The sequence below is a fragment of the Aeromicrobium sp. IC_218 genome (assembly GCF_004336805.1).
In the GTDB taxonomy this organism is placed as follows: domain Bacteria; phylum Actinomycetota; class Actinomycetes; order Propionibacteriales; family Nocardioidaceae; genus Aeromicrobium.
In genome coordinates, this window is the sequence record NZ_SJXM01000002.1 from 370,950 (window position 1) to 396,934 (window position 25,985).

The 25,985-nt window shown below is 73.1% G+C and carries 29 protein-coding genes and 1 riboswitch; of the genes, 14 read left to right on the forward strand and 15 right to left on the reverse strand.

From position 1 onward, the window contains the following. Positions 1-74: 74 nt before the first annotated feature. Positions 75-272: a hypothetical protein gene (locus tag E0W78_RS03845; protein WP_019145328.1), complete on the reverse strand. Its 198-nt coding sequence runs from the start codon at positions 270-272 to the stop codon at positions 75-77. 134 nt (positions 273-406) lie between these two features. Between E0W78_RS03845 and E0W78_RS03850 the strand changes: the two genes are divergently transcribed. Then, positions 407-904, forward strand: coding sequence for a PH domain-containing protein (locus E0W78_RS03850; protein WP_207392615.1), 498 nt, complete (start codon positions 407-409; stop codon positions 902-904). Continuing rightward, the gene (locus tag E0W78_RS03855; RefSeq protein ID WP_131402509.1) at positions 897-2,261 is read left to right on the forward strand and encodes a PH domain-containing protein; all 1,365 of its coding nucleotides are present in this window, start codon (positions 897-899) and stop codon (positions 2,259-2,261) included. The genes E0W78_RS03850 and E0W78_RS03855 overlap by 8 nt, the downstream gene beginning before the upstream one ends. A gap of 6 nt (positions 2,262-2,267) precedes the next feature. Here the strand turns inward: E0W78_RS03855 and dusB are convergent, their stop codons facing one another. From dusB to E0W78_RS03870, 3 genes are read right to left on the reverse strand one after another with little or no spacing between them, the layout of a single operon-like run. Continuing rightward, complete coding sequence (gene dusB, locus E0W78_RS03860) at positions 2,268-3,413, reverse strand: tRNA dihydrouridine synthase DusB (RefSeq protein ID WP_207392616.1); 1,146 nt, start codon at positions 3,411-3,413, stop codon at positions 2,268-2,270. A 41-nt stretch (positions 3,414-3,454) separates the two neighbouring features. After that, entirely contained in the window at positions 3,455-4,060 is a 606-nt protein-coding gene (locus tag E0W78_RS03865; protein WP_131402511.1) for a hypothetical protein, read from the reverse strand. A gap of 25 nt (positions 4,061-4,085) precedes the next feature. Continuing rightward, the gene (locus E0W78_RS03870; RefSeq protein WP_131402512.1) at positions 4,086-5,471 is read right to left on the reverse strand and encodes a glycine--tRNA ligase; all 1,386 of its coding nucleotides are present in this window, start codon (positions 5,469-5,471) and stop codon (positions 4,086-4,088) included. A gap of 191 nt (positions 5,472-5,662) precedes the next feature. Between E0W78_RS03870 and E0W78_RS03875 the strand changes: the two genes are divergently transcribed. From E0W78_RS03875 to E0W78_RS03895, 5 genes are all read left to right on the forward strand, one after another. Beyond that, positions 5,663-6,652 (forward strand): zinc ABC transporter substrate-binding protein, encoded by a 990-nt coding sequence (locus E0W78_RS03875; protein ID WP_131402513.1) that lies wholly within the window; start codon positions 5,663-5,665, stop codon positions 6,650-6,652. Beyond that, on the forward strand, positions 6,649-7,422 hold the full coding sequence (locus E0W78_RS03880) for a metal ABC transporter ATP-binding protein (RefSeq protein ID WP_131402514.1): 774 nt from the start codon (positions 6,649-6,651) through the stop codon (positions 7,420-7,422). Before E0W78_RS03875 ends, E0W78_RS03880 begins: the two co-directional genes overlap by 4 nt. Beyond that, positions 7,422-8,264: a metal ABC transporter permease gene (locus tag E0W78_RS03885; RefSeq protein ID WP_207392630.1), complete on the forward strand. Its 843-nt coding sequence runs from the start codon at positions 7,422-7,424 to the stop codon at positions 8,262-8,264. Before E0W78_RS03880 ends, E0W78_RS03885 begins: the two co-directional genes overlap by 1 nt. Beyond that, positions 8,257-8,646 carry a Fur family transcriptional regulator gene (locus tag E0W78_RS03890; protein WP_131402515.1) on the forward strand — a complete coding sequence of 130 codons (390 nt, stop codon included), beginning with the start codon at positions 8,257-8,259 and terminating at the stop codon, positions 8,644-8,646. Before E0W78_RS03885 ends, E0W78_RS03890 begins: the two co-directional genes overlap by 8 nt. 122 nt (positions 8,647-8,768) lie before the next feature. Beyond that, positions 8,769-9,656 carry a 3-methyladenine DNA glycosylase gene (locus E0W78_RS03895; protein ID WP_131402516.1) on the forward strand — a complete coding sequence of 296 codons (888 nt, stop codon included), beginning with the start codon at positions 8,769-8,771 and terminating at the stop codon, positions 9,654-9,656. Here E0W78_RS03895 and E0W78_RS03900 read toward each other — a convergent pair. Next, positions 9,653-10,102 (reverse strand): hypothetical protein, encoded by a 450-nt coding sequence (locus E0W78_RS03900; RefSeq protein WP_131402517.1) that lies wholly within the window; start codon positions 10,100-10,102, stop codon positions 9,653-9,655. The genes E0W78_RS03895 and E0W78_RS03900 overlap by 4 nt on opposite strands. Before the next feature lie 99 nt (positions 10,103-10,201). Further along, positions 10,202-11,605, reverse strand: a complete 1,404-nt coding sequence (lpdA, locus tag E0W78_RS03905) for a dihydrolipoyl dehydrogenase (RefSeq protein ID WP_131402518.1) — start codon at positions 11,603-11,605, stop codon at positions 10,202-10,204. A gap of 124 nt (positions 11,606-11,729) precedes the next feature. Between lpdA and E0W78_RS03910 the strand changes: the two genes are divergently transcribed. Further along, positions 11,730-12,161: a GNAT family N-acetyltransferase gene (locus E0W78_RS03910; protein WP_131402519.1), complete on the forward strand. Its 432-nt coding sequence runs from the start codon at positions 11,730-11,732 to the stop codon at positions 12,159-12,161. Here E0W78_RS03910 and cimA read toward each other — a convergent pair. Then, positions 12,158-13,744 (reverse strand): citramalate synthase, encoded by a 1,587-nt coding sequence (cimA, locus tag E0W78_RS03915; protein WP_131402520.1) that lies wholly within the window; start codon positions 13,742-13,744, stop codon positions 12,158-12,160. The two genes, E0W78_RS03910 and cimA, sit on opposite strands and share 4 nt — an antisense overlap. A gap of 172 nt (positions 13,745-13,916) precedes the next feature. Here cimA and E0W78_RS03920 point away from each other — a divergent pair, with 172 nt between their 5' ends. Both E0W78_RS03920 and E0W78_RS03925 read left to right on the forward strand, forming a co-directional pair. After that, positions 13,917-14,963, forward strand: coding sequence for an NADP-dependent oxidoreductase (locus E0W78_RS03920; RefSeq protein ID WP_131402521.1), 1,047 nt, complete (start codon positions 13,917-13,919; stop codon positions 14,961-14,963). After that, positions 14,960-15,634 carry a hypothetical protein gene (locus E0W78_RS03925; RefSeq protein WP_131402522.1) on the forward strand — a complete coding sequence of 225 codons (675 nt, stop codon included), beginning with the start codon at positions 14,960-14,962 and terminating at the stop codon, positions 15,632-15,634. Before E0W78_RS03920 ends, E0W78_RS03925 begins: the two co-directional genes overlap by 4 nt. A gap of 15 nt (positions 15,635-15,649) precedes the next feature. On the opposite strand, the gene E0W78_RS03930 is transcribed toward E0W78_RS03925, so the two are convergent. The 4 genes from E0W78_RS03930 to E0W78_RS03945 form a co-directional block, all read right to left on the reverse strand. Then, positions 15,650-17,071 carry an aspartate ammonia-lyase gene (locus E0W78_RS03930; protein ID WP_131402523.1) on the reverse strand — a complete coding sequence of 474 codons (1,422 nt, stop codon included), beginning with the start codon at positions 17,069-17,071 and terminating at the stop codon, positions 15,650-15,652. 87 nt (positions 17,072-17,158) lie between these two features. Continuing rightward, positions 17,159-18,256: a branched-chain amino acid aminotransferase gene (locus E0W78_RS03935; RefSeq protein ID WP_131402524.1), complete on the reverse strand. Its 1,098-nt coding sequence runs from the start codon at positions 18,254-18,256 to the stop codon at positions 17,159-17,161. A 48-nt stretch (positions 18,257-18,304) separates the two neighbouring features. Beyond that, entirely contained in the window at positions 18,305-19,369 is a 1,065-nt protein-coding gene (locus tag E0W78_RS03940; protein WP_131402525.1) for a 3-isopropylmalate dehydrogenase, read from the reverse strand. Between the two features lie 57 nt (positions 19,370-19,426). Beyond that, positions 19,427-19,678 (reverse strand): hypothetical protein, encoded by a 252-nt coding sequence (locus E0W78_RS03945; RefSeq protein ID WP_131402526.1) that lies wholly within the window; start codon positions 19,676-19,678, stop codon positions 19,427-19,429. 170 nt (positions 19,679-19,848) lie between these two features. On the opposite strand from E0W78_RS03945, the gene E0W78_RS03950 reads away from it, so the two are divergent. After that, entirely contained in the window at positions 19,849-20,412 is a 564-nt protein-coding gene (locus E0W78_RS03950; protein ID WP_131402527.1) for a class I SAM-dependent methyltransferase, read from the forward strand. Between the two features lie 563 nt (positions 20,413-20,975). Here E0W78_RS03950 and E0W78_RS16945 read toward each other — a convergent pair. Next, positions 20,976-21,107, reverse strand: a complete 132-nt coding sequence (locus E0W78_RS16945; RefSeq protein ID WP_278249416.1) for a hypothetical protein — start codon at positions 21,105-21,107, stop codon at positions 20,976-20,978. A gap of 61 nt (positions 21,108-21,168) precedes the next feature. Here E0W78_RS16945 and E0W78_RS03960 point away from each other — a divergent pair, with 61 nt between their 5' ends. Genes E0W78_RS03960 through E0W78_RS03970 form a run of 3 tightly spaced genes read left to right on the forward strand, consistent with a single transcriptional unit; the run spans position 21,169 to position 23,425 of the window. Continuing rightward, positions 21,169-22,608: a PLP-dependent aminotransferase family protein gene (locus E0W78_RS03960; protein WP_165570402.1), complete on the forward strand. Its 1,440-nt coding sequence runs from the start codon at positions 21,169-21,171 to the stop codon at positions 22,606-22,608. 29 nt (positions 22,609-22,637) lie between these two features. Continuing rightward, a complete protein-coding gene (locus E0W78_RS03965) occupies positions 22,638-23,087 on the forward strand; it encodes a MarR family transcriptional regulator (RefSeq protein ID WP_131402529.1) in 450 nt (149 codons plus the stop codon). Next, on the forward strand, positions 23,084-23,425 hold the full coding sequence (locus tag E0W78_RS03970; protein ID WP_131402530.1) for a hypothetical protein: 342 nt from the start codon (positions 23,084-23,086) through the stop codon (positions 23,423-23,425). The genes E0W78_RS03965 and E0W78_RS03970 overlap by 4 nt, the downstream gene beginning before the upstream one ends. Here the strand turns inward: E0W78_RS03970 and thiD are convergent, their stop codons facing one another. The 3 genes from thiD to thiM all read right to left on the reverse strand — a co-directional run bounded on the left by thiD (position 23,426) and on the right by thiM (position 25,844). Beyond that, complete coding sequence (gene thiD, locus E0W78_RS03975) at positions 23,426-24,433, reverse strand: bifunctional hydroxymethylpyrimidine kinase/phosphomethylpyrimidine kinase (protein ID WP_131402531.1); 1,008 nt, start codon at positions 24,431-24,433, stop codon at positions 23,426-23,428. Then, on the reverse strand, positions 24,430-25,056 hold the full coding sequence (gene thiE / locus E0W78_RS03980) for a thiamine phosphate synthase (protein ID WP_131402532.1): 627 nt from the start codon (positions 25,054-25,056) through the stop codon (positions 24,430-24,432). Before thiE ends, thiD begins: the two co-directional genes overlap by 4 nt. Continuing rightward, complete coding sequence (gene thiM, locus E0W78_RS03985; RefSeq protein ID WP_131402533.1) at positions 25,053-25,844, reverse strand: hydroxyethylthiazole kinase; 792 nt, start codon at positions 25,842-25,844, stop codon at positions 25,053-25,055. The genes thiE and thiM overlap by 4 nt, the downstream gene beginning before the upstream one ends. Then, positions 25,832-25,927: riboswitch (TPP riboswitch) on the reverse strand. Its footprint overlaps the gene before it by 13 nt. Positions 25,928-25,985: the final 58 nt, after the last annotated feature.

A 25,985-nucleotide genomic window follows, 5' to 3' on the forward strand; every position in this document is an offset into this window, starting at 1 on the left:
TGGTGGGTTCACCCTAGTGGCCCCGGAACGACGGGCGTGGCAGGTCCGGCCACGCGTCGTGGCCGGTGGCTGGGTCAGTGCGAGACGGACTCGAGCAGGTCGTCGGGGTTGAGCGCGTCGACCCGCTCGCTGAGGGCGGCGTTGAGCGCGTCGTTCTCGGACTGCAGACGGGCGACCTCGGCCTGGAGGTCGGCCACGCGGCGACGCAGGGTCGCCAGCTCGTACTGGTGGTGCGCCGGGGCGCCGACGGCGCCGAGCAGGGCCTTGGCCATGGGTGGTTTCTCCGCAGGATCCTGGGGTGGGACGGAGCCGCGGGTCGCGCGATCTCCGTCTGCCAGTATCACCCCGCGGGCCCCGGAGGGTCAACCTGGACGCGGCCGGGCGCGCGCCGGGTACGGTCGGGCGCGTGACCGACCTCTTCGCCGCGCCCCAGGACGCCTGGCAGCGCGTCTCCCCCGCCCTCGCGACCCGCGACCGGCTGGCCGCCGCCTCCTTCTGGGTGCCCCTGGCGGTCGTCGGCGCCGTCGTGGCCGCGGTGCCACTGCCCACCTGGGCCCGCCTGCTCGGCGTGGCCGTCGTGGTCGTGGCCCTCGTCGGCCTGGCCGTCGACTGGTCGCTCGCCGAGCGCCGTCGCGCCCGTCGCGGCTACCTCGAGACCGAGGACGAGGTCGTCCTCACCGAGGGCGTGCTGTTCCGCTCCATGACCGTGGTGCCGTACGGCCGGCTGCAGTACGTCGACGTCGAGGCCGGTCCCCTGCAGCGCCGCCTCGGCATCGCGACGCTCACCGTCCACACCGCCAGCCCGCGCACGGCCGCGACGCTCCCCGGGCTCCCGACGGACGAGGCGGCGCGGCTGCGTGGCGTCCTGACCGAGCGCGTCCGCGAGCGGGGCGCCGGTGTCTGAGCGCGAGGGCACCCGCACCCACCCGCTCACCCCGCTCGCCGAGGGCGTCACCGCCGCGCGCTGGCTCGGCGGCATCGTGCTGGTCGGTCTGGTGACCGGCGAGTCGTGGGTGCGCCACGTGCCGTGGTGGGCGGCGGTGCTGAGCGTGCTCGGCCTCGGTCTGCTCACCGCGGGCGGCACGGCGGCCGGCTGGTGGTTCACGCGGTACGTCCTGGACGCGACTGAGCTGCGCCAGACCAGCGGCATCCTCGTGCACACGTCACGACGCGTGCCCTACGAGCGCATCCAGTCCGTCGACGTCACCGAGCCGTTCCTGGCCCGCATCCTCGGCCTGGCCCAGCTCGACGTGGAGAGCGCCGGCGGCTCGGACTCGACCACGAGCCTCAAGTACCTGCCGCTGCACGAGGCCCAGCACATGCGCGCCTGGCTGCTGGAGCGCGCCGGCGGCACCCACGAGCCCACGACGTCCGAGCCCGGGCTGCACCCGGCGGAGGCCACCGACGCCGCACCGGGGCTCGACGAGGTCGCGAGCGTGCCGCTCGGACGCCTCGTGCTGGCCACGTTCCTGCGCCTGGACGTCGCGCTGCTGTCCCTGCTCACCGTGGGGCTCGGCGTGGCGACCGTCGTGGAGGGCGCGGTCACCGGCACGTGGGGCGGCCTGCTGGTCGTCGTGCCGTTCGCGCTCGGCCTGGGCCAGCTGCTCATGACCCGCATCGTGCAGAACTGGGGCTTCACGCTCGAGCGGCGCGGACGCACGCTGCGGATCGAGCGCGGCCTGCTCTCCCGCGTCTCGCAGACCGTGCCGCTCGACCGCGTGCAGGGCCTCATCGTGTCCGAGCCGCTGGTCTGGCGCCGGCTCGGCTGGGCCCACGTGGAGGTCGACGTCGCCGGCTACGGACCCGGCTCGTCCAGCGACGACTCCCTCGAGGACCGGGCGACGTTGCTTCCGGTGGCCGCCCGCAGCGAGGCCCTCGCCCTCGTCTCGCGCATGCTCGGCGGGGTCGACGTCGAGACCGTGCCGCGTACCCCGGCCACCCGCCGGGCGCGCGCCGTCGACCCGCTGCAGTGGAGCCGTCGCTGGCTCGGCCTGGACGACCGCGTGCTGGTGTCGCGGCGCGGACGCTTCCGGCTGGTCACCCACGTGGCGCCGGTGCGCAAGATCCAGTCCGCGGGCCTCACCCAGGGGCCGCTGCAGCGCCGCCTCGGGCTGGCGACGCTCGTCGTCCACGCCCCGCCCGGACCCCTGCTGGCCGACGCCGAGAACCTCGACGCGTCCGACGTCCGCGCCGCGCTCGAGCGCCTGCGTCCCCTGCTCGACCGGCCCGCGGCCGTGGTGGGCCCGCCGGTCCAGGACTGAGCCGGCTCAGCCGCCGGAGGCCTCGTCGGCGGACTCGAGCGCGATCTCGCCGCGCAGCTCGCGGCTGTCCATCCAGCCGTCCGGGACGACCACCTTGCGCGGCGAGCCCTGGCGACCGCGCGGCGTGCCGAGCACCTCGACCGGGAACGCCTCGTCGGGGTCGAGCTCGTCCAGCAGCGCGTCGAGCGCCGCGTACGACGAGACGGTGCCCAGGCGCGTGCGCACGTCCGACCCGGCGCGGAAGCCCTTGAGGTACCAGGCGACGTGCTTGCGGAACTCGATGCAGCCGCGCTCCTCGCCCATGATCTCGCCGAGCAGCTGGGCGTGCCGGCGCATGACCGCGGCCACCTCGCCGAGGGTCGGCAGCTCCTGCACCTGCTCGCCCTGGAAGGCCGCGGCCAGGTCGCGGAACAGCCACGGACGCCCCAAGCAGCCCCGGCCGACGACCACGCCGTCGCAACCGGTTTCCTCGACCATGCGGAGCGCGTCGGACGCCTCCCAGATGTCGCCGTTGCCGAGCACCGGGATGTCGACGGCGGCCTTGAGCTCGGCGATGGAGCTCCAGTCGGCGTGGCCGGAGTAGTGCTGGACCGCGGTGCGCCCGTGCAGGGCGATGGCGGCGGTACCGGTGTCCTGCGCGATGCGGCCGGCGTCGAGGAAGGTCAGGTGCTCGTCGTCCAGGCCCTTGCGGGTCTTCATCGTGACCGGGACGCCGTACGGCTCGGCGGCCGAGACCGCGGCGGTGAGGATCTGCCCCAGCAGGCGGTCCTTCCACGGCAGCGCCGCTCCCCCGCCCTTGCGAGTGATCTTGGGGACCGGGCAGCCGAAGTTCAGGTCGACGTGGTCGACCCCGTGCTCGGCGCAGAGGATCTCGACGGCCTTGCCGATGTAGTGCGGGTCGGTGCCGTACAGCTGCACGGAGCGGAACGTCTCGTTCGGTGCGAAGCCGAGCATCGCGCGGCTGGTGCTGTCGCCCTCGACCAGCCCGCGGGACGTGATCATCTCGCACACGTACAGCCCGGCGCCCTGCTCGGCGCAGAGCTGGCGGAAGGCGACGTTCGTGACCCCGGCCATCGGCGCGAGCACGACGGGGACCTCCACCTCGAGGTCGCCCAGGCGCAGCGGACCGGGGAGCGTGGACGTGCTGGACATGTCGCCCATTGTCCCAGGTGCGCCCCGGCGGCCGAAATCCGTCAGGCGGCGGGACGCCAGCGCACGGCGTCCGCCTGCGCCCCGGTGACCAGGTCGACCGACTGCAGCGTCGCGCCCTTCGGCACCAGGTAGAGCAGGCACGCCTTGGCCGACTGCCCCACGGCCAGCGACGCGGGCAGCGCGTTGCCGCGGCACGGCTTCACCTGGCCGACGATGCGGCTGGGCTGGGTGAGGACGTTGCCCGAGTCGCGAGCGAGCAGCGGGACCTGGACGTTCTTCAGCGCCGCCGGCCCGCGGTTCGTGGCCGTGACGTCGACGTAGTACGGCGTCGACGCCTTCGTCTGGGCGTCCAGCGAGAACGACCGCAGGTCCTTGATCGACCCGGTGCGCAGCCGCGCGACCGTCACCCCGAGCACCGTCGGCTCGGCCTCCGCCGGCTCCCACACGACGTCCGCCGCCGTGCCCGGCGCGAGGGTCGTGCCGGGCTCGGTGATCGTGACGCCGTCCGGCACGGCGAAGCCCGCCGGGACGCCCGGCGTGGTGGCGGACGCCGTCGGCTCGGCGGGCTCGTCGTCGCCGGTGCACGCCCCCAGCAGGAGCGTGCCGGCGAGGACGGCGCCCACCAGGCGCAGCAGCTTCGAGGTCACGGCGACAGTATGCAAGACCGGCTGCTCAGCACCCGACCAGGCGCGCGCCGAGCCACTGGGTCACCTGCGACAGGGCGACGCGCTCCTGCTGCATCGTGTCGCGCTCGCGGATGGTGACCGCCTGGTCGTCCAGCGTGTCGAAGTCGACGGTGATGCAGAACGGCGTGCCGACCTCGTCCTGGCGGCGGTAGCGGCGGCCGATGGCGCCGGCGTCGTCGAAGTCGACGCTCCACAGGCCGCGCAGCTCGGCGGCGAGGTCCTTCGCGGCGGGCGTCAGCTTCTCGTTGCGCGACAGCGGGAGCACGGCGGCCTTGTACGGCGCCAGGCGCGGGTCGAGCTTGAGCACGGTGCGCTTGTCGACGCCACCCTTGGCGTTGGGGGCCTCGTCCTCGGCGTACGCGTCGACCAGGAAGGCCATCATCGACCGGTTCACGCCGGCCGCGGGCTCGATGACGTACGGCGTCCAGCGCTCGTTCTTCTCCTGGTCGAAGTACGACAGGTCCGAGCCGGAGTGCTTGCTGTGCGTGCTCAGGTCGAAGTCGGTGCGGTTCGCGATGCCCTCGAGCTCGCCCCACTCCGAGCCGGCGAAGCGGAAGCGGTACTCGATGTCGACGGTGCGCTTGGAGTAGTGCGAGAGCTTCTCGGCCGGGTGCTCGTAGAAGCGCAGGTTGTCGGCCTGGATGCCGAGGCCGGTGTACCAGTCCATGCGGGCCTTCATCCAGTACTCCTGCCACTCCTCGTCGGTGCCCGGCTCGACGAAGAACTCCATCTCCATCTGCTCGAACTCGCGGGTGCGGAAGATGAAGTTGCCCGGCGTGATCTCGTTGCGGAAGCTCTTGCCGATCTGGCCGATGCCGAACGGCGGCTTCTTGCGCGAGGACGTCATGACCTGGGCGAAGTTCACGAAGATGCCCTGGGCGGTCTCCGGGCGCAGGAAGTGCATGCCCTCCTCGCTCTCGACCGGGCCGAGGAAGGTCTTGAGCAGGCCGTTGAACATGCGCGGCTCGGTCCAGGCGCCCTTGGTGCCGCAGGCGGCGCAGACGATGAGGTCCATCGAGACGGTGTCGGGGTCGTCGATGCCCTTCTTCTCCGCGTAGGCCTCCTGCAGGTGGTCCTGGCGGTAGCGCTTGTGGCAGTTGAGGCACTCCACGAGCGGGTCGACGAACGCGGCGAGGTGGCCCGAGGCCTCCCACACGGCGGTCGGCAGGATGACCGAGGAGTCCAGGCCCACGACGTCCTCGCGGCTCTGCACCATCGTGCGCCACCACTGACGCTTGATGTTGTCCTTGAGCTCGACGCCCAGCGGTCCGTAGTCCCAGGCGCTCTTGGTGCCGCCGTAGATCTCGCCGCACTGGTAGACGAACCCGCGTCGCTTCGCGAGGGAGATGACGGTGTCGATGGTCGAGGCCATGGGTGGAGCTCCGTTCCGGCTGGGTGTCGGCGGGTGGGCGGCTGCCCGGCGGGACGTCGTGACGTCCCGCGCCCGGGAGAGCCACACGATACTCGGGGAGCCATCGGGACCGGCGGCGGGGAGCCGGGCGTGACGGGCGCCACGTCCCGGCTTTTTGACAACGGTTCTCACCGAGAGTGAGAATCGTTCTCATGAGACGTTCCCCCCTGCTCGCCGTGCCCGCGCTCGCCCTCGTCCTGACCGCCTGCGGCGGCTCCGGCTCCGACGACAGCGGCAAGCCCGAGGTCGTGGCGGCCTTCTACCCGTACGCCTGGGCCGCGGAGCAGGTCGGCGGCGACCTGGTGGACATCTCCAGCCTCACCTCCCCCGGCGTCGAGGCCCACGACCTCGAGCTCACCGCCAAGCAGGTCGCCTCGGTGCAGGACGCCGACGTGGTGATCTACCAGCGTCAGTTCCAGGCCGCCGTCGACGACGCCGTCGAGCGCGCCGGCCGCGACGAGGGCACGACGCTGGACGTCGCCGAGACCGTCGAGATGCTCGACGCGCCCGAGGGGGCGCACACCCACTCCCACGAGGAGGAGGGCCACGACCACGCCGAGGGCGAGGACGAGCACGCCCACGAGGAGGAGGGCCACGAGGGTCACGACCACGACCACGGGGACACCGACCCGCACCTGTGGCTCGACCCGACCAACATGGAGAAGGTCGTCGCGGCCGTCGCCGACCAGCTCGCCGAGGTCGACCCCGACCACGCCGACGAGTACGCGGCCAACGCCGAGGCCGTGACCGGCCAGCTCGCCGACCTGGACCGGACGTTCTCGACGACCCTGGCGAAGTGCGAGCGCCGCACCTTCGTCACCAGCCACGCGGCGTTCGCCTACCTGGCTCACAAGTACGACCTGGAGCAGATCTCGATCGCGGGCATCGACCCGAGCAACGAGCCCAGTGCCGCCCAGCTCGCGGCCATCTCCGACGAGGTGAACGAGGAGGGCGTGACGACGATCTTCACCGAGCGACTCGTGAGCCCTGCGGTGGCCGAGACCGTGGCACGGCAGACTGGTGCCACGACGGCCGTGCTCGACCCGCTCGAGGGGCTGTCGGACGAGACCTCCCAGGAGACGTACCTGACCATCATGGATGCCAACCTCGACGCTCTGGCCACCGCCAACGGGTGCGCATGACCACAGCCGAACCCCTGACCGTCCGCGGGCTCGACGTCCGTCTCGACGGCCGCCCGGTGCTCGCCGGGGTCGACCTCACGGTCGGCTCCGGCGAGCTCGTCGCGCTCCTGGGCGCGAACGGCTCGGGCAAGTCGACCCTGGTGAAGACCGCCGTCGGGCTGCTCCCCGCGTCCGGCGGGTCGGTCGAGCTCTTCGGCACGCCGCTGTCGCGCTTCCACGACCACGCCCGCCTCGGGTACGTCCCGCAGCGCTCCGGCGCCGCGCCCGGCGTCCCGGCCACCGTCACCGAGGTCGTGCTGAGCGGACGCCTGTCGCGCCGCCGGCTCATGACCCGTCCGGGCCGCGCCGACCGGGCCGCCGCCGAGCGCGCGATCGAGCAGGTCGGCATGAGCGACCTGCGCCGCCGTCCCGTCGCCGAGCTCTCCGGAGGCCAGCACCAACGCGTCCTCATCGCCCGGGCCCTGGCCGGCGAGCCCGAGCTCCTGGTCATGGACGAGCCCACGGCCGGCGTCGACCGGCACCACACCGCCGCGATCGCCGAGCTCGTCGGTGAGCTGACCGCGTCCGGCACCGCCGTGCTGCTGGTCGCCCACGACCTCGGTCCGGTCGAGCCGTTCGTCGACCGCGCCGTCGTCCTGCGCGACGGCCACGTCGTCTACGACGGCTCCTGCGGCGGCGTCCGCGACGACATGCACCACGACCACGCGCACCACGCCCACCCCAAGGTGGTCGACCCGGCCGACGTCGTGCCCACGAAGGGGGTCTGGTGATGCTGGAGCTGCTCGACTACCCGTTCATGCGCATGGCGCTCGTCGCCGCGCTGTTCACCGGGCTCACCGCCCCGGCGATCGGCACCTACCTGGTGCAGCGCCGGCTGTCGCTGCTCGGTGACGGCCTGGGTCACGTCGCCCTGACCGGCGTCGCCCTGGGCCTACTGACCAACGTCGCCCCGCTCGTCACCGCCGTGGTCGTCGCCGTGCTCGGCGCGATCCTGGTCGAGGCGCTGCGGGCCTGGAGCAAGACGCCCGGCGACGTCGTGCTGGCGCTGCTGTTCTACGGCGGCATCGCCGGCGGCGTGCTGCTGGCCGGCCTGGCCGGCGAGAGCGGCGCGGCCCTGAACTCGTACCTGTTCGGCTCGATCGTCACGATCTCGGAGTCCGACCTGTGGCTCGTCGCCGCGCTCGGCGTGGTCGTCCTGGTGCTCGCGGTGGGGCTGCGCCCGCAGCTGTTCGCGGTCTGCCAGGACGAGGCGCACGCCCGGGTCAGCGGCCTGCCGGTGCGCTTCTACAGCATCCTCATCGCCGTGCTGGCCGCCGTGACGATCACGGTGGCGATGCGCACGGTCGGCCTGCTGCTGGTCTCCGCGCTCATGGTCGTGCCCGTCGCGACGGCCCAGCAGCTGACCCGCAGCTTCCGCTCGACCCACGTCGCCGCGATGGGCCTCGGGCTCGTCGCCGCCGTCGCCGGCGTCGTCGTCAGCTACGAGGTCGACACCCAGCCCGGACCCACGATCGTCCTGCTCGCCCTGGCCAGCTTCGTCGTCGCCGCGCTCCTGCGCACCGGCGTGCTGCTCGTCCGGGGCCGCCGCACCCCGGAGGTGGCAGATGCCTGAGATCCCCCGCAACACCCGCCAGCGCCGCGCCGTGACCGCCATCCTGGACGACCTGGACGGCTTCGCGAGCGCCCGCGAGATCCACGACGTGCTGTCCAAGCGTGGCGAGTCGGTGGGCCTGTCGACGGTCTACCGCACGCTGCAGGCCCTGGTGGACGCCGAGGAGCTGGACGCCCTGCGCGCCGACGACGGCGAGACCCGCTTCCGCCGCTGCAGCACCGGGCACCACCACCACCTGGTGTGCCGCCAGTGCGGCCGCACCGTCGAGGTCGAGGGCCCGACCGTCGAGCGCTGGGCCGACTCGGTCGCCGCCGCACACGGCTACGCCGACGTCTCCCACACGCTGGAGATCTTCGGCACCTGCTCCACCTGCCGCGCCTGACCCCACCCGGGTCGTGCGGTCCCGTTCCCGCTGAGTGTGACGTTTCGGGGGTGATTCCGGCTGGATCACCCCCGAAACGTCACACTCAGCGGGTGGGTGAGCGCCTCGGAGGGCGTGGGACCATGGAGCACGTGCCCGAGACGCTGACCGTGCTGCCGCAGAACGTGTGGCTGCCGCGCGCGCAGGCGCACCGCGAGCGGGCCGAGCGGTGGACGCTCCCCCACCTCGAGCGCCGCGACCGGGGCGAGAAGCACCCGGTCGAGGACTTCCTGTTCGACTACTACGACCTCGCCCCGTCCAAGCTGGCGCGCTGGCACCCGGGGCTGGACGTCGTCCTGGAGGGCCCCGCCACCGCCGAGTACGCCGCGCTGGGCGCCTACCTCGACCTCGGTGACGGACGCGTCACGGCCGACCCGTCGCGGCTGGCCAAGCGCGTCCGCGGGCTCACGTGGACCCGCGAGCTGCTGTCCCGGACGTCCGCCCGGCCGGCCCGCTTCGGCTGCTTCGGGATGCACGAGTGGGCGATGGTCTACCGCACGGACGCTCCGCGGCACCCGCACCCGCTGCGGCTCGGCGCCGACGGCACCGCCGACGTCGTGGAGTCGCACCAGCTCGCGTGCACGCACACCGACGCGTTCCGCTTCTTCACGTCCGCCGCGGCGCCGCGCAACCCGCTGCAGCTCACCCGTGAGAACCAGCTCGAGCACGAGCAGCCGGGCTGCCTGCACGCCAACATGGACCTGTACAAGGTCGCCCACCGGCTGCTGCCGTTCGTCGAGGCGACGGTCGTGCTCGACTGCTTCGAGCTGGCCCGCGAGATCCGCACGACCGACATGGAGGCCTCGCCCTACGACCTCACCGCGTTCGGCTACGGCCCGCTGCGGGTCGAGACGCCCGAGGGCAAGGCCGAGTACGTCCGCCGCCAGCGCGGCTTCAGCGAGCGCGCGAACGTCCTGCGCGACCGGCTGCTCGCCGACGTCGACGCCCTCCTCGCCCGGGCCCAGGCCTAGCCGACCCCGCCGCCGACACCGACCAGGCGCCAGCGCCCGTCGGCGTACCGCTCCAGGCTGAAGGTCCACGACCCGCCGTGGACCGGGCCGCCGTCGCCGCCCTCGAGGTCCGCCTCCAGAGAGACGGTGGCCGTCTCGCCGTCGTCGGTGGTCTCACCCCACGTCACGTCCCGGAAGATGGCCGGGCGGCTGAACCGGCCGTAGTCCTCGTCGCCGGTCGCGTCGATCGCGCGGGCGGTGTCGAAGTCGCGGGCGGCCACGGCCTCCACGAACGCCTCGGCCACCTCCCGCGGCCCGGCGTCCGGACCGGGCAGCGGCACCTGGTGACGCGGTGCGGCCCACACGAGCACGGCGACGACCACGCCGCCCAGCACGAGTCCGGCCAGGACCAGGGTGCCCACCACCATCCGCGTGCCGCTGCGGACGGTCGACGTCGAGACGCTCACGGCGACATCATGGCCGCGCGGCGCCCGTCCTGTCCCCGGTTTCGCGCACACGCACGAGGGCCCCGCGACCGGGTGGTCGCGGGGCCCTCGTGACGGCGATCAGAAGTTGATCATGTGCCCCGCGAGGCCGTGGAAGGCCTCCTGCAGGGCCTCGCTCAGCGTCGGGTGGGTGTGGACGTTGCGAGCCAGCTCGAGCGCGCCGAGGTCCCACTTCTGGGCCAGCGTCATCTCGGGCAGCAGCTCCGAGACGTCCGGGCCGATCATGTGGGCGCCGAGCAGCTCCAGGTGCTTGGCGTCGGCGATGACCTTGACGAAGCCCACCGCGTCGCCGAGGCCGTGCGCCTTGCCGTTGGCGGTGAACGGGAACTTGGTGACCTTGACGTCGTAGCCCTCGTCCTTGGCCTGCTGCTCGGTGAGGCCGAACGAGGCGACCTGCGGCGAGCAGAAGGTGGCGCGCGGCATCATGCGGTAGTCGCCGAGCGTCATGGTCTCGGCGCCGGCCAGCGTCTCGGCCGCGACGACGCCCTGCGCCTCGGCCACGTGGGCCAGCTGCAGCTTGGACGTGACGTCGCCGATCGCGTAGATGTGCTCGACGTTCGTGCGCATGTGGTCGTCGATCGCGATGGCGCCGCGGTCGGTGAGCTCGACGCCGGTCTTCTCCAGGCCGAAGCCCTCGACGTTCGGCGCGAAGCCCACCGAGACCATGACGCGGTCGACGGTCAGCGACTGCTCGTCGCCGCCGTTGTTCGCCGCGTAGGTCACCGTGACGTCCGAGCCGTTGTCGGTGACCGTCTTGACGCCGGTGCCGGTGAGCACCTTGATGCCGAGCTTCTTGTACGCCTTCGCGATCTCCTTGGAGACCTCGGCGTCCTCGTTGGGCAGCGCGCGGTCGAGGAACTCGATGATCGTCACGTCGACGCCGTAGGCGTTGAGGACGTAGCCGAACTCCATGCCGATCGCGCCGGCGCCGACGATGACCATCGAGCCGGGCAGGTTCGCGTCGAGGATCTGCTCCTCGTAGGTGACGACGTTCTGGCTCTTCTCGACGCCGGGCAGCATGCGCACGCGCGAGCCGGTGGCGATGATGACGTTCTCGAACTCGATCGTCTCGGTGCCGCCCTTGCTCAGGGTGACCTCGATGGCGTTCGGGCCGGTGAACGTGCCACGACCCTCGAACTCGGTGATCTTGTTCTTCTTGGTCAGGTAGTGGATGCCCTGGACTCGGCCGTTGGCGACGTCGCGCGAGCGGCTGTGGGCCACGCCGAAGTCGAAGGAGACCTCGCCGCTGATGCCGAACTTCTTCGCGTCGTGCGAGTAGATGTTCGCGAGCTCGGCGTTGCGCAGCAGCGCCTTGGAGGGGATGCAGCCGACGTTGAGGCAGACGCCGCCCCAGTACTTCTCCTCGATGATCGCGACGCTCTTGCCCAGCTGCGCGGCGCGGATGGCGGCGACGTACCCGCCGGGTCCGGCGCCCAGCACGACGACGTCAAAGCGGTTGGACATCAAGCACTCCTCCTCTGCGCGCCGGTCGCGCGCGGCTGCCGTGTGCGCGCTCGTGGCGCGCGCCCCCACGCTACCCATGCTCCCACGCGGCCCCACCACGGCACCTGCCGGATAGCGTCTGCCCATGACCATCGAGATCGTCCGCGGCGACCGGCTGACCGCGGCCCAGGTGTACGAGGTGTGGCGCATCCGCGACGCGGTGTTCGCGTTCGAGCAGCACGTGGACGACGTGGACGTCGACGGCCTCGACCTGCTGCCCACCACGACCCACCTGTGGCTGGCCGACGACGCCGGCCTCACGAGCTACGTCCGGGTGCTCGAGCACGTCGACCCGGTGGCCGTCGGACGCGTCTGCACCCGCAAGGACGCCCGCGGGCAGGGCCTGTCGGGCACGCTGCTGCGCGAGGCGATCGCCCGGTGGGGCGACCGGCCGCTGCACCTGGGCGCCCAGCAGTACCTCGAGCGGTGGTACGGCGGCTTCGGCTTCGCGGTCAGCGGCGACGTCTACGACGACGGCGGCATCCCGCACGTCCCCATGGACCGTCCCGCGACCTAGGACGTCTGGTCGTCGGCCGGCTGGCCGACGTGCTTGCGCAGGCCGTACGTGACCGCGTCGACGAGCGCCTGCCAGGACGCCTCGACCATGTTCGCGCCGACGCCGACCGTCACCCACGAGTCCTGCCCGTCGGTGGTCTCGATGAGCACGCGGGTGATGGCGTCCGTGCCGTGGCTGGAGTCCAGGATGCGCACCCGGTAGTCGATCAGGTGGAAGCGCCCCACCTGCGGGTACACCTGCTCGATGATCTGGCGCATGGCGTGGTCGAGCGCGTTGACCGGGCCGTTGCCCTCCCCCACCACGACGACCCGCTGGCCGCCGGCGACGAGCTTCACCGTGGCCTCGGCGCCGGTGTGGTCGGTGAGGACGCGCCACGACTCGACCTCGAAGTACGCCGGGCGGGCGCCCTCCATCTCCTCGGCGAGCAGCAGCTCGAACGACGCGTCGGCGGCCTCGAACGTGTAGCCGGCCTGCTCGAGCGCCTTCACCCGGTCGGTGACCCGCGTGAGCCGCTCGGTGTCGCCGGCCAGGTCGTAGCCCAGCTCCTTGCCCTTGAGCTCGATGGTGGCGCGGCCGGCCATCTCCGAGACGAGCAGCCGCATGTCGTTGCCGACCAGGGCCGGGTCGATGTGCTGGTACAGGTCGGGGTCGACGCGGATCGCGCTGGCGTGCAGCCCCGCCTTGTGGGCGAACGCCGAGACGCCGGTGTAGGGCTGGCGCGCGGCCGGCGGGTAGTTGGTGACCTCGCTGATCGCGTGGGCGATGCGCGTGGCCTCGGCCAGCGAGCCGGCCGGGACGACGTCCATGCCCAGCTTGAGCTCCAGGTTCGCGACGGACGCCACGAGGTCGGCGTTGCCGGTGCGCTCGCCGTAGCCGTTCACGCAGCCCTGCAGGTGGGTCGCGCCGGCCTGCACGGCGGCGACGCTGTTGGCCACCGCGCAGCCCGTGTCGTTGTGGGCGTGGATGCCCAGGCGGACGCCGGTGACGTCCAGGACGTCCGTCACGACCTCGCCGACCCAGTGCGGGAGCATGCCGCCGTTGGTGTCGCACAGGACGGCCACGTCGGCGCCGGACGCACCGATCGTCCGGACGACCTCCAGCGCGTAGTCGCGATTGGCCCGGTAGCCGTCGAAGAAGTGCTCGCAGTCGACGAAGACCCGCTGGCCCTCGGCGCGCAGGTGGCCCACGGTGTCGCGGATCATCGCCAGGTTCTCGTCCAGCGTCGTGCGCAGCGCGTCGGTGACGTGGCGGTCGTGGCTCTTGGCCACCAGGGTCACGACGGGCGCCCCGGAGTCGCGTAGCGCGCCGACGAGCGGGTCGTCCGCCGCGACCGCGCCGGCCCGGCGGGTGGCGCCGAAGGCCGCGAGCGTCGCGTGCTGCAGCTCCAGCTCCTTGGCGGCCCGGGCGAAGAACTCGGTGTCCTTCGGGTTCGAGCCGGGCCAGCCGCCCTCGATGAAGCCGACACCGAGCTCGTCCAGGTGGCGGGCGATGTGCAGCTTGTCCTGCACCGAGAGGTTGAGCCCCTCCTGCTGGGCGCCGTCGCGCATCGTCGTGTCGTAGACGTGGAAGTCGTCGCTGGTCACTTGCGGGTCCTCGTTCGTGGGTATGCCCGCGTCCGTGACGCGGGTCGGTGCAACAAAAAAGCCCCCCGGAGGTGCGGGAGGCTGCGCGCGGGAGTCGAGGTCAGACTCCGGCGCGCCCGTCGATAATGAGCGTGATCTGCTGCATGGGTCCGAGTCTAGACTCGGCGGCACCATGGATGCCACCACCCTGCCCCAGACCTTCGACCGCATCGTGCTGGCCCGTCGGCCGCACGGTGAGCCGGTCGCCGACGACTTCGAGACGCAGACGCTCCCGCTGCCCGAGCCGGCCGACGGCGAGGTGCTGCTGCGCACCGTCTACCTCTCGCTCGACCCGTACGTGCGCGGACGCATGAGCGACGCCAAGTCGTACGCCACCCCCATGCAGGTCGGCGACGTCGTCGTCGGCGGCACGGTGTGCGAGGTCGTCGCCTCCCGCGACGACTCCCGCCAGGTCGGCGACGTCGTGCTCGCCTACACGGGCTGGAGCGAGTACGCGACCGTCCCGGCCCGGCACACGCGCCGCCTCGACCCCTCCACCGCCCCGGTCTCGACCGCTCTCGGCGTGCTCGGCATGCCCGGCTTCACCGCCTACGCCGGCCTGCTCGAGATCGGCCGCCCGCAGCCGGGCGAGACGGTGGTCGTCGCCGCGGCCGCCGGCCCGGTCGGCTCGGCCGTGGGCCAGGTCGCCAAGGTGAAGGGCGCCCGCGCGGTCGGCATCGCCGGCGGTCAGCGCAAGGTCGAGCACCTGCTCGAGCTCGGCTTCGACGCCGCGATCGACCACCGGGCCGACGACTTCCGCGACCAGCTCGCGGCGGCCACCCCCGACGGCATCGACGTGTACTTCGAGAACGTCGGCGGCGCCGTGTGGGACGCGGTGCTGCGCCGGCTCAACACCTACGCGCGCGTGCCGGTGTGCGGCCTGGTGTCGCAGTACAACCTCACCGAGCGTCCCGAGGGCCCGGACCGCGCGCCCGGCCTCATGAACGCCGTCCTCACCCGCAGCCTGACGCTGCGCGGCTTCATCCAGGACGAGTTCGTCAAGACCCACACCGAGGCGTTCCGCCGCGACATGACGCAGTGGATCGCCGACGGCAGCGTCCGCTACCGCGAGGACGTCGCCGAGGGCCTGGCCAGCGCCCCCGAGGCGTTCGCCGGCATGCTGCGCGGACGCAACCTGGGCAAGCAGCTCGTGCGCGTGGGCCAGGACCCGACCGCGTGACGGTCCCCGTCCCCGACCGGGTGCGGGCGGCGTACGTCGTCCTGACCGAGCGGCCGCTCGACCGCGTCGACGACCTGCCGCTGCCCGACGAGGGCCTGCTGCGGCTGCGCGGCACGTCCGAGGCGGTGCTCGAGCAGGTCCGCGCCCGTCCGGCCCGGCTCCTGGTGAGCGGCACCTACGCCCCCGCCGACGCCCGCCGCGAGACCGGACGGCTGCGGGCCGAGGCGCTCGCCCTGGCCGACGCGCACGACGGCCTCGTGCTCGACCTGCAGGTGCCGCGCGTCGTCCAGCCGCAGGCTCGTCCCGGGGCGGTCACGCAGTGGTTCGCGTTCGACGTCGACCCGACCCGTCCGGACGACGTCGCCACGCACGGGCTCGAGGCGTTCGGGCTGCCGGAGGTGCGCCTGGTCGGCGTGGACGACGCGCGCCGGCCGATGTTCGACGCCGTCGCGGTGGGGCTGGTCAGCCGGCTGCTGGCCGAGTGGCCGGCGCACGACCCGGTCGGGCCGGCCGCCGTCACGCTGCGCGACATCGCCGAGGGCTACGCCGAGCCGGACGCGGCCAGCACGACGTCCGAGCGGCGCGTCGCCCTGCTGATCGACTACGCCGAGGACGCCCACGAGCTCGTGGTCGAGCTCGCGGACGACCCCGCGACGGCGCTGTTCGCCTGAGCGACGCGTCCGGCGTCAGCCGTGCTGGGCGCTCTCGCGCGGCGCCAGGTTGGCCAGCACCTCCGGACGCAGCACCTCGGCGAGCCGGTCGGCGTCCATGAGGCCCTTCTCCAGCACGAGCTCGGCGACGCCGCGTCCGGTGAGCAGCGCCTCCTTGGCGACCTCGGTCGCCGCGGCGTAGCCGATGTACGGGTTGAGCGCGGTGACCAGGCCGATCGAGTCGGCCACCTCGCGGGCCAACAGCTCGGCGTTGGCGGTGATGCCGTCGACGCAGCGCTCGGCCAGGACGAGCATCGCCTCGCGCAGGCGGGCCAGGCCGGCGGCCATCGAGTAGCCGATGACCGGCTCGAACGCGTTGAGCTGCAGCTGGCCGGCCTCGGCCGCCATCGACACGGTGACGTCGTTGCCGATGATCTGGAACGCGACCTGGTTGACGACCTCCGGGATGACCGGGTTCACCTTGCCCGGCATGATGCTCGACCCCGCCTGCACGGCGGGCAGGTTGATCTCGTTGAGGCCGGCGCGGGGCCCCGACGACAGCAGCCGCAGGTCGTTGCAGATCTTGCTGACCTTGACGGCGACCCGCTTGAGCACGCCGCTGACGTGCACGAAGGCGCCGCAGTCCTGCGTGGCCTCGATGAGGTCGACGGCGCTCACCAGCGGCAGGCCGGTGATGCGCGACAGGTGCGCGCACGCCGTCGGGACGTAGCCGGTCGGGGCGTTGAGCTGGGTGCCGATGGCGGTGGCGCCGAGGTTGATCTCGTGCAGCATCATCACCGCCTCCTGCAGACGGCTGCGGTCCTCGGCGATCATCACCGCGTAGGCGCCGAACTCCTGACCCAGCGTCATGGGCACGGCGTCCTGCAGCTGCGTGCGGCCCATCTTGAGGACGTCGTGGAACTCCTCGGCCTTGCGCGCGAAGCTGGCCTGGAGCACCTCCATGGCCTCCAGCAGCGAACGCGTGGCGAAGATGAGCGCGATCTTGACCGCCGTCGGGTAGACGTCGTTCGTCGACTGGCTCAGGTTGACGTGCTCGTTGGGGTGGACGACCGCGTACGAGCCCTTGGGGTGCCCGAGGATCTCCAGCGCGCGGTTGGCGATGACCTCGTTCGCGTTCATGTTCGTCGAGGTGCCGGCACCGCCCTGGATGACGTCGACGACGAACTGGTCGCGCAGCGCCCCGCCGCGGATGTCCTCGCAGGCCTGGACGATCGCGGCGTGCCGCTCGTCGTCCAGCAGCCCCAGGTCGTGGTTGGTCTCGGCCGCGGCCTGCTTGACCGACGCGAGCGCCTCGACCAGGAACGGCGCCGTCCCGATCGGGATGCCGGTGATCGGGAAGTTCTCCAGCGCCCGGAGGGTGTGCACCCCCCAGTAGGCGTCGGCGGGGACCTCCCGGTCACCGATCAGGTCGTGCTCGAGGCGGACGGCCGAGTCCATCGCAGGATCTCCCTTCAGCCGGAGGGGTCACCTCCGGGGTCGACGGCGTTGTCGCGACGACGCCTCCCCCGAGGATCAGCCCGGAGGCTAGACGTCGATCCTCTGCATCCAACCATGGTCGTCGGTCGCCCGGCCGTACTGGAGGTCGACCAGCGCGGCGCGCAGGTCGGCGGTGACCTTGCCCGTCGTGCCGTCGCCGGTCACGACCTCGCCGCCGTCCCACTTGAGCCGGCCGATGGGCGTGATGACCGCCGCGGTGCCGCAGGCGAAGACCTCGGTGATCGAGCCGTCGGCGACGCCCTCGCGCCACTCGTCGATGCTCACCGGACGCTCGACGACCTCGTGGCCGCGGTCGCGGGCCAGCTGCATGAGCGACTCGCGCGTGATGCCCTCGAGGATCGTGCCGCTCGTCTCGGGGGTGACGATCGACCCGTCGGCCTGGACGAAGTACACGTTCATGCCGCCGAGCTCCTCGACGTACTTGCGCTCGACCGGGTCGAGGAAGACGACCTGCTCGCAGCCGTGGGCGGCGCCCTCCATCTGCGGCTTGAGGCTGGCGGCGTAGTTGCCGCCGCACTTGGCCGCTCCTGTGCCGCCGACCGCGGCGCGCGTGTAGTTCTCCGACAGCCAGATCGACACCGGGTGCACGCCACCGCTGAAGTAGGCGCCGGCCGGCGAGGCGATGACCGCGTAGGTCACCTTCAGCGAGGGCCGGACGCCCAGGAACGCCTCGGAGGCGAACATGAACGGCCGCAGGTACAGGCTGGTCTCGCCGCCGGTGGGCACCCAGGCCCGGTCGGCCTCGACGAGCGCCTTGATCGAGCCGACGAACCAGTCGACCGGCAGCTCGGGCAGCGCGAGGCGCTCGGCCGAGCGCTGGAAGCGCTTGGCGTTCTCCTCGGGCCGGAACGTCCACACCGAGCCGTCCTCGTGCGCGTACGCCTTGAGGCCCTCGAAGATCTCCTGGGCGTAGTGCAGGACGGCCGCGGCGGGGTCGAGCAGCAGCGGCCCGTAGGGCACGACGCGGGCGTCGTGCCAGCCCTCCTCGGGCGTCCAGTCGGCCAGGAACATGTGGTCGGTGAAGTGCTTGCCGAAGCCGGGCTCGGCGAGGATCGTGCTGCGTTCGTGCTCAGTCCGGGCGAGCGGGTTGGGCTCGAAACGGACCGGAAGACCGGTGGTGGACATGGCGTTCACGGTAGTGCGTCCTTGGGTTCGGGGGATGGAGGGGCGGCGTCAGGACGCCGGTACGCCCTCGGCCACGCGCGCCGCGATGGCCTCCCCCACCTCCTCGGTGCTGCGCGGTCCGGCAGCGTCCGTGCGGGCGGCGACGTCGGCCTCGACGGCCCGCTCGATCTCGGCGGCCGCCTCGGGGTGGCCGAGGTGGTCCAGCAGCAGGGCACCGGACAGGATCGCCGCGGTCGGGTCGGCCTTCGACTGGCCGGCGATGTCGGGCGCCGACCCGTGCACGGGCTCGAACATGCTCGGCGCCGTGCGGTCGGGGTTGACGTTGCCGCTCGCGGCCAGGCCGATGCCACCGGTGATGGCGGCGGCCAGGTCGGTGAGGATGTCGCCGAACAGGTTGTCGGTGACGATCACGTCGAAGCGGGCCGGGTCGGTGGCCAGGAAGATCGTCGCGGCGTCCACGTGCAGGTAGTCGACGGTGACGTCGGGGAACTCCTCGCCGACGGTCGCCACCGTGCGGCTCCACAGGTGGCCGGCGTGCACGAGCACGTTGTTCTTGTGCACGAGCGTCAGCTTCCGGCGCGGACGCGCCTGGGCGCGGGCGAAGGCGTCACGCACGACCCGCTCCACGCCGAAGGCGGTGTTGAGGCTGACCTCGGTGGCGACCTCGGCCGGCGTGCCGACGCGGATCGCGCCGCCGTTGCCGACGTACGGCCCCTCGGTGCCCTCGCGCACGACCACGAAGTCGATCTCGCCGGGGTCGGCCAGCGGCGTGGCGACGCCCGGGTAGAGCCTGCTCGGGCGCAGGTTGACGTAGTGGTCGAGCTCGAAGCGGAGCTTGAGCAGCAGACCGCGCTCCAGGACGCCCGACGGCACGCTCGGGTCGCCGACGGCGCCGAGCAGGATCGCGTCGTGGCCGCGGACCTCGCCGAGCACGGCGTCCGGCAGCACCTCGCCGGTGGCGTGGTAGCGGCGGGCGCCGAGGTCGTACTCGGTGCGGTCGAAGGCGAGGCCGTGGTCCGGGGCGATCACGTCGAGGACGCGCAGCGCCTGCGCGGTGACCTCGGGGCCGATGCCGTCGCCGGGCACGACGGCCAGGGAGTAGGTGCGGGTCATGGCGTCATCCTAGGACGTCCAATCTCAGGATGTGAAACCGGCGTCTCACGGATTGGATCAGTTGTCGTCGGGGCGCTCGGCCAGCAGGTCGTCGCGCTCGTCGCGCAGGTGGGCCGGGCCCCATTCCAGGTCAGGACGGTTCATGGCAGTTCTCCTCGGTACGTGGCAGATCAGGACGGCGGTCTCGTCGTGATGACGACCGCTCAGGGCCGGGGTGCCGGGGTTCTGGTGAAACCGAGGAGGTGTTCGGCCGGACCGGGTTGCGGTGCGGCGAGCCTGCGGCGGAGCGGTCGAGCCATCGACGAGCACCGCGGCAGGGTGTGGCCCTTTAGGAGGCCCTGCCGCGGCAGGCGACTACTCGCTGCTTCCGCATGCGGCCACCATAGCCCGGCGGACGGGCCGATGCGCACCGTCTCGTGACGTGTCTCACGTCCGGCTCCGGCCGACCCCGTGCCGCGCGGACGTGTGAGACTGGCCCGGTGAGTGCCCCGACCGAGCTGCCCGACCTGGTGTCCGCGACCCTCGACCTGTCCCGCCAGCGCGGGTTCATCACCTCGACGCGGCACGAGACCGGACGCCTGCTGGCCACCCTCGCGGCGGCCAAGTCCGGCACCCTCGCCGAGCTCGGCACCGGCTGCGGCGTCGGCTCGGCCTGGCTGTCCAGCGGCGCGGCCTCCGGCGCCCGCGTGGTCACCGCCGAGCTCGACCCCACGCTCGCCGAGGACGTCCAGGACATCTTCGCGGCCACCGACAACGTCGAGGTCGTCTCCGGCGACTGGTCGGTGCTCGAGAAGTACGCGCCGTTCGCGCTGCTGTTCGTCGACATCCGCGAGGTGATGAACGACCTCGACCTCGTCGCCGACCTCATGGAGCCCGGCGGCATCGTCGTGCTCGACGACTTCGTGCCGTCAGCGTTCTGGCCGCCGATCATCGAGGGACGCGTCGACACCGTCCGCGAGCGGTGGCTGACCGACGAGCGCTTCGCCGCCGTCGAGATGCTCATCGACCCCGACGCCTCGCTGCTCATCGCCACCCGGCGCTGAGCGCGTCGTCAGGCCCAGGAACAGCTGCACCAGCGGCCCGATGGCCAGCGCGTAGACGACCGTCCCGACGCCGACCGTCCCGCCGAGCGCGAAGCCGATCACCAGCACGGTCACCTCCAGGCCGGTGCGCACCAGCCGGACGCTGAGCCCGGTGCGGCGCGAGATGCCGACCCAGAGACCATCCCGCGGGCCGGTGCCCAGGTTCGCGCCGACGTACAGCGCCCCGGCGAGCGCGTTGCCCACGACGCCGCCGAGCAGCATCAGCACCTGGACCGCCAGGACGTCCGGCGTCGGCAGCCAGGCCAGCGTCACGTCCGCGGCGATGCCGATGAGCGCGATGTTGAGGATCGTGCCGATCCCCGGGCGCTGACGCAGCGGGATCCAGGCGAGCATGACGACGACGCCGACGGCGATGACGACCTGGCCGAAGGTCAGCGGCAGGCGGTGCGCGAGGCCCTCGTGCAGGACGTCCCAGGGGTCGAGCCCGAGGCCGGCCTCGACGAGCAGGGCCATCGTGGCCCCGTACAGCCACAGGCCGACGACGAGGCGGAGCAGACGGAGGGTCACCGGACGATCCTCTCGTCCTGGAGCCGCGCCGGCGCGGCGCGGTGCCCGTAGCCGTCGCCGGCCAGGGCACGGACCGTCGCGACCAGCACGGCCACGACCACGGGGACGAGGAGCAGGAACAGCATCATGCAGGCCACCGTGTCGCGGATTGGCCCTCGACTCGATGGCCAATTCCGACACACTGGACCCATGACGTCCTTCGTGCCCGCCGCCCGGCTCGCGACGCTCCTCGGCGCGGGGCCCCTGCGCTCCCCCGCCTACGCCGACCTGGCCGAGCGGATCCGGCTGCTCGTCGTCGACGGCCGCGTGGCCGACGGGGCCCGGCTGCCCAGCGAGCGGGACCTCGCCGTGGCGCTCGGCGTCAGCCGGACGACGACCGCCCGGGTGTACGCCGAGCTGCGCGACCGCGGCGTGCTGCGCTCGCGACGCGGGTCCGGCAGCGTCGTGCAGCTGCCGCCGAGCGAGTCGCACGTCAGCTCGCTCATCACCGCGCCGTCCTCGCCCGGCACCATCGCGCTGACCTACTCCGCGCCGGCCGGCCCGCCGGGGCTGGCCCGCGCGTTCGCCGCCGCCCAGGAGCAGCTGCCCGCGCTGCTGGCGACCACCGGCTACCTGCCCGACGGGCTGCCGGTGCTGCGCGAGGCGCTGGCCGAGCGGTACCGCCGCCAGGGCCTGCCCACCGACCCCGAGCAGGTCGTGGTCACCAACGGCGCCATGGGCGCGCTGTCGCTCACCTTCCGGACGTTCCTGTCGCCGGGCGACCGCGTCGTCGTCGAGGGGCTGTCGTACCCGCACGCGTACGACGCGATCGTCGCCAGCGGCGGGCGGCTCGCGCCGCTCCCGGTCACCGAGCACCCCTGGGACGTCCAGGCGCTCACGGCGCTGCTGGGCCGCACGCGGCACGCGATGGCCTACCTGATCCCGGACTTCCACAACCCCACGGCGGCGGTGATGGACGAGCCGACCCGCGTGGCGTGGGCCCGGCTGCTGCGCCGGCACGGCGTGCTGCCCGTGGTGGACGAGTCGCTGCGCGAGGTGAACCTGGACCGGGTCGAGCTCCCGCCGTCCTTCGCGACGTACGACTCGCGCGCCGTGCTGGTCGGGTCGGCGTCCAAGGAGTTCTGGGGCGGGCTGCGCATCGGGTGGGCCCGGTTGCCGCGGCACCTGGTCACGCCGGTGCTGCAGCGCCGCATGACGCTCGACCTCGGCTCGTCGGCGTTCGAGCAGCTCGTGCTGGCCCAGCTGCTGCAGGGCGACGGGGCGGACGCCGACCACCGGCGCGAGACCGCGCGGGCGGCTCGCGACCACCTGGTCGCCGAGCTGGCCGCGCAGCTGCCGATGCTGGTCGCCGACCCTCCCGCGGGCGGGCTGAACGTGTGGGCCGAGCTGCCCCAGCGCGTCTCGACCCCGCTCGTCGCCGCGGCGGAGCGGCACGGCCTGCTGCTGACGCCGGGCCCTCGCTTCCACGCCCACGCCGGCGGCGAGACCCGGCTGCGGCTGCCCTACACGCAGGGCGAGGCGGTCGTCACCGAGGCGGTGCGCCGGCTGCGCGACGCCTGGGACGAGGTGACGGCCCGCGGGGCGCGTCCGGCCGCCGCGGGCCGGGCGCCGATCGACCTGATCGCCTGAGCCTCAGGATCGCTTCGTACACTAATGATGTGTCCACGAACGATCCGTTGTCGCTCGACGAGCAGGTGTGCTTCGCGATCACCGTCGCGGCCCGCGAGGTCGTGGCGGCCTACCGTCCGGTGCTCGCCCCGCTCGGCCTGACCCACCCGCAGTACCTGGTGATGCTCGCGCTGTGGGAGGGCGACGGCGTCAGCGTCGGTCAGCTCGCCACGCGGCTCAGCCTCGAGCCCGCCACGCTCACCCCGCTGGTCAAGCGGCTCGAGCGCGACGGCCACGTCGAGCGCCGCCGGGCCAGCCACGACGAGCGGCTGGTGCTCGTGCACCTCACCGACGCCGGACGCGCGCTGCGCGAGCGGGCGCTGGAGGTGCCGCCGCGCATGCTGGAGACGTTCGGCATGGACGTCGGCGACCTCGCCGACGTCAACCGCATCCTGCGCGACCTCGCCGGTCGCACCCGATCCACGGAGGTCCAGGCATGAGCGAGCGTCATCCAGCAGGGGCCGGCACGACCGAGCCCAGCGGCACGCGCGACGTCGCCCGCGAGATGAAGGCCCTCGACAAGGTCCGTCGCCGGGTCGCCGCGATCGGCTTCTTCGTCATCACGATCCACGGCGTCATCGGGCTCATCGTGGTCGGGCACATCGTGGACGGGCAGAGCCGGCACGGCGACGCGATCGGGCTGGTCGTCATGTCCGGCGTCGTCGCGCTCATCCAGTACGCGGGCTGCCGGTTCATCCTGGGCGCCCGGCTGTGGTCGCCGGTCTGGATCCTGCTCTCGCTCGTGCCGACCGCGTTCGGCCTGTTCCTCGTCGTCTGATCAGGCCGGGACCGGCCAGCGCTCGCCGCGCCAGGCCGCGTCCCAGAACATCCACTCGAACCGCGTCGCCCGGCCGTAGGCCTCGAGCAGCGGTCCGGCCGGGTCGCCGGCGACGCGGTCGAGCAGGCGCTCGACGTCCGTGACCGCGGCGTCGAAGGCCGGGTCGGCGTACGTGTCGATCCACGCCGCGTACGGGTGCGGACCCGTCGCCCGGCCCGCGTGCACGACGCGGCCGACCTCGGCGTAGACCCGGAAGCAGGGCACGACGGCGGCCAGCGCCACGTCGAACGGCGCCTGCGCGGCGGCCTCGGCGAGGAACCCGGTGTACGCCCGGCAGGTCGGCGACGGCTCGACGGCGGTGACGTCCACGCCCCGCTCCCCCAGCTCTCCCGTGTGCAGCGAGCGCTCGGCCTCGACCGCGCCGACCGCCGACCGGGCGAGCAGCGCCACGTCGACGCTCTCGGGCCCCTCCAGGTGCCCGCCCTTGACCAGGGCCGCACGGGCTCCGAGCGTCCGCAGCCGCTCACCGGCCGCACCGAGGTCGTCGACGCTGCGCACGGCCACGCCGGCGAGCACCTCGGCCTCCGGGACGTTCGGCGTGACCACGGTCGTGATCGGCAGGAGCCGGTCCCGCACCACCTCGACCGTCGCCTCCGGGACCAGCCGGTGCCCGGACGTCGCGACCATGACCGGGTCGAGGACGACGTGCGGCACCGCGTGCGCCGCCAGCGCGTCGGCGACGCGCTCGGCGACGGCCGGGTCGCCGAGCATGCCGATCTTCACCGCCACGACGTCGAGGTCGCCGAGCACGCTGCGCAGCTGCTGCTCGACGAAGTCGGCGGGCACGGGGTGGACGCCCTGCACGCCGTGGGTGTTCTGCGCCGTCAGCGCGGTGAGGACCGCCGCACCGTAGACGCCGTGCGCGGCCATCGTCTTGAGGTCGGCCTGGACGCCGGCCCCGCCGGACGGGTCGGACCCGGCGACCGAGAGCACCACCGGCACGCTCATCGCTCCGCCCTCCCGCGGACGACGGCCTCGGCGAGGGCGCGCGCCGCCGTCGCCGGGAAGTCCGCCCGGGTGATGGCGCTGACCACCGCCACCCCGTCGGCCCCGGCCGCGACCGCGTCGAGCGCCTCGGTGGGGCCGATGCCGCCGATGACGACCACCGGCAGACGTCCGGCCACGCGTGCCACCACCTGGCGCAGGCCGTCCAGGCCCCATGGCGTCTCGTGGTCGGGCTTGGTCGGGGTGGGCCACAACGGGCTCACCGCGACGTAGCTGCACGCGGCCAGCTGCTCCTCGTCGTCGAGCTGGGCGAGGTCGTTGAGCGACCAGCCGACGATGGCGTCGGGCCCGAGGACGGCGCGCGCCTGCGCCGGCGTCGTGTCCGACGTGCCCACGTGGACGCCGTCGGCCTGTCGGGCGGCGTCCACGTCGTCGTTGACCACGACCGGGACCCGTCCGCTCAGCCGCTCGCGCAGCCGTCGCACGTCCGCGGCGAGCTGGTCGCCGGACGCGTGCTTGTCGCGCACCTGCACGAGCGTCACGCCGCCGTCGACCGCGGCGGTCACCACGGCGTCGAGGTCGTCGCGCGGCTCCGTCACCAGGTACAGCGAGACGTCCGGGGTCACCGCACGTCCGCCTCGGCGAGCCGCTCGGCGTCCAGCGCGGCCAGCTCGTCGAGCAGGTGCGCGCGCAGGGTGCCGGGTCCGGCCGAGAGCGCACCGGCCCGCTCCCCCGCGACCGCCAGCGCGGCCATGGCCGCGACGGACCCGTCGACGGCGTCGTCGGCCACCGCGCAGCACGCCGCGACGAGGGCGGTGGCCGAGCAGCCGAGCGCCGAGATCAGCGGCATCCGCGGGTCGCCGCCGCGGACGAGCACGACGCGCTCGCCGTCGGTGACGACGTCGGTCGCGCCGCTCACGACGACCACCGTGCCGGCCGACGCGGCCAGCGCCCGGGCGTCCTCGACGACCGCCGTCGACTCGTGCGTCGCGTCGACCCCGCGTCCGGCTCCCGTCGCCGTCGCCAGCGCGACGACCTCGCTCGCGTTCGCGCGCACGACCGTCGGGCGCAGCTCCATGAGGGCGGCGGCGGTCTCGCGGCGGTAGGCCGTCGCACCGACCGCGACCGGGTCGAGCACCCACGGGATGCCGCGCTCGGCCGCGACCGACGCCGCGGCGTGCATGCCGGCCACCCAGGGCGGGCTCAACGTGCCGATGTTGACCACGACGGCCGACGCGAGCCCGGCCATCTCGGCCGCCTCCCGCTCGTCGTGGACCATCGCCGGCGACGCGCCCGCCGCGTTCAGCAGGTTCGCCGCCAGGTCCATCGAGACGTAGTTGGTCAGGCACTGCACGAGCGGCGACCGCTCGCGCACGCGCGTGAGGACGTCGGTGGACAAGGACGTGACAGTCATCGGGCTCCCTCCGTCGGTACGAACCGAATCAGGTGTGCGGGTGTGATCTCAGCCCCGTCGGTGGGGCACCCCGGCCGTTCGGACGTCACCGTAGCAGCGTCCGGACGCACGAGGGCCCGCCACCGTCACCGGTGGCGGGCC